Annotated in this window: 2 protein-coding genes and 1 pseudogene; all 3 read right to left on the minus strand. The window is 52.9% G+C overall.

The features are described 5' to 3' along the window. The coding region (locus ACQY8X_RS20830; protein ID WP_428037050.1) for an aromatic/alkene/methane monooxygenase hydroxylase/oxygenase subunit alpha at positions 1–1,356 on the minus strand (1,356 nt) is incomplete at its 3' end. A gap of 11 nt (positions 1,357–1,367) precedes the next feature. Then, a complete protein-coding gene (locus ACQY8X_RS20835; protein WP_205211162.1) occupies positions 1,368–1,637 on the minus strand; it encodes an MmoB/DmpM family protein in 270 nt (89 codons plus the stop codon). Positions 1,638–1,672: 35 nt separating this feature from the next. Continuing rightward, a pseudogene (locus ACQY8X_RS20840) lies at positions 1,673–2,092 on the minus strand (phenol hydroxylase); the annotation flags it as partial.

Genomic DNA, 2,092 nt, shown 5'->3' on the forward strand with positions numbered 1-2,092 from the left:
TACCGGCAGCCAGGCCTGGAGATATTTTTCCGGCTCCTCTTTAAAGATGTCGCAGCAACCATCGGAGCAGAAGTGATAACGCTCACCCTGATAAACAAAGTCACGCATTGAGTTCTGATTCGGGTTATCCATCTCGGTAAACAGCATCGGGATCTGACAGGTCTGACACAGCTGAGGCAAGCCGGAGTTGTAGAACCGCTCTCCTTTCGCTTCCATCTCTTTGGCCAGTTCCCACAGCGGACGATAGTATTTATCGAAGGTATCCGGGTATTGCGCCGACAGCCAATCCAGCTCCTCATCGCTTGGAATCCAGGTGTGGAACCCGGCAACATGCCCGTGGATATAGAAGGTCCACCAGGCCTGATGGGAGATATGCTCCTTCTCTTTCTCGATGGTTTCGGCGTATTTCGGCATGCGAATGCCGTAACGGGCCAGATCTTTAAACAGCGCACCACCGGCCTCTTCGAAGTAGACCTCCCAGGCCTCTTTCCAGGACATCACCTTATTCGGCAACATGTAATCCATCATCATCGCCACGATGGTCAGCAGACGGGTACCGCGCCAGAACCACTTGTCGATCCACTTCTGCACAATCGGCACATTGTCTTCATGCTGCTCCAGCAGGAACTTGATCACCTCCAGCCCCAGAGTCATATGGCGGGCCTCGTCAGACTGCGCGGAGAATCCAAAGGTCACCGTGGCCATATCGCCGTTATAGGCAGCACCCGACATAAAGGGCACAAACAACAGATTGGTCAGCACGTATTCAAAGGAGAAGCCGATGGCGATCATAAACTCGAATGGGCCAGCACTGCGGGCATCACAGAAGAATGAGCGGGGTACCGACAGATACCACACCCGGTCATGCATATGGCTGAACTCCTGGAAGCCATCGAAGAACTTGTTGTAGTGGCTCATCGCATGGATCTGCGTCTGCACATGACGCAGCTCATCCAACGACTGCATCTGACACGCCACCCGGGCACCGACACCGCCAAACTGACGACCCACATGAGCGAAGCCCTGATAGGCCTGATATTCCAGCGGAGAGACTCCGGTGAGAAACAGCTTCACCGCATTCACATAGCGGGAGTCAGTGACATTCAGATGACCATTGTTCTGTGAAAAGGCATCGAAGATGGCATAAAGTTTTTTCTCCTTCTCTGCCTGATATTTCCAGTAGGAATCCATGGTCAGACGGAACGGGTCTTCCCACTTATTCCAGTCGGTGATTTTAATCCCCTCAAACTCCTCGTAGGGAAATGCCTGTTGCCGCTCTTCATAGGAGAAATCCCAGTCCAGATCACGGGTGAGCAGGCGGTACTTATCTTTTATATTTAATTTTTTAGCAGCCATGATGTTTCCCCTTACTGTTTCCACTCAAGGACGAACTGGTCGTCATCTTCATCCACGTTACCGCCGAGGGTGATCAGGTTGACGTGCAGCTCCTGCACATCCCACTCCCGGCCCATCTTCTCTTCCACGACGGCCCGTTCAATCACCAGCCGGTGCTCCCGCTCGATGCGGATCATGGCGGGCTGATGGATAACCGTGGCATCCGGATTACTCTCTTCAATGGCTTCAACGATATAGCGGGACTCATCATTGTCCTGCAGGGCGATATAGACTTTTGACATGGTTAGAAACCTTATTGTTTTTATTCGTGGTGTTATTACAGTCCGGCTTTTGCCAGACGTTTACCCCAGGCATCTTCGGCAATCGCCAGGGCATCTGAACCGATCATCTCGGCCGCCAGCGGCGCCAGCGCTTCCAGGGCTTTCCCCTTCCAGTGTTCAACCCACTGACTGAGTAACTGCTTATTGGCGTCGGACTCGGTCGCAGCAATTTTCACCACCGCATCGACCCAGCGATTGGTGTCTCTGTTCCAGTTCTGAATGAATTCGGTGAGCATGCTGAAGTCCTGACCGCCGTTATCCGCCAGCCACTGATCGAACTGCTGGTAGACCAGCTCATAGATCAGCCCATCCAGCACCACATCCTGTGCAACAAAGGATTCAAACCAGTCTTCAACACAGATATTGGCTTCACAGTAGGCGCGCACGCCCTGCCACACCGCATCGTCCATCCAGTA

Origin of the sequence: Amphritea sp., assembly GCF_050300915.1 — a bacterium.
Taxonomy (GTDB): Bacteria; Pseudomonadota; Gammaproteobacteria; order Pseudomonadales; family Balneatricaceae; genus Amphritea.

Coding starts and splice junctions, on each gene's coding strand:
- ACQY8X_RS20835 (WP_205211162.1), bottom strand. CDS start 1,637: ATGTCAAAAGTCTATATCGCCCTGCAGGACAATGATGAGTCCCGCTAT.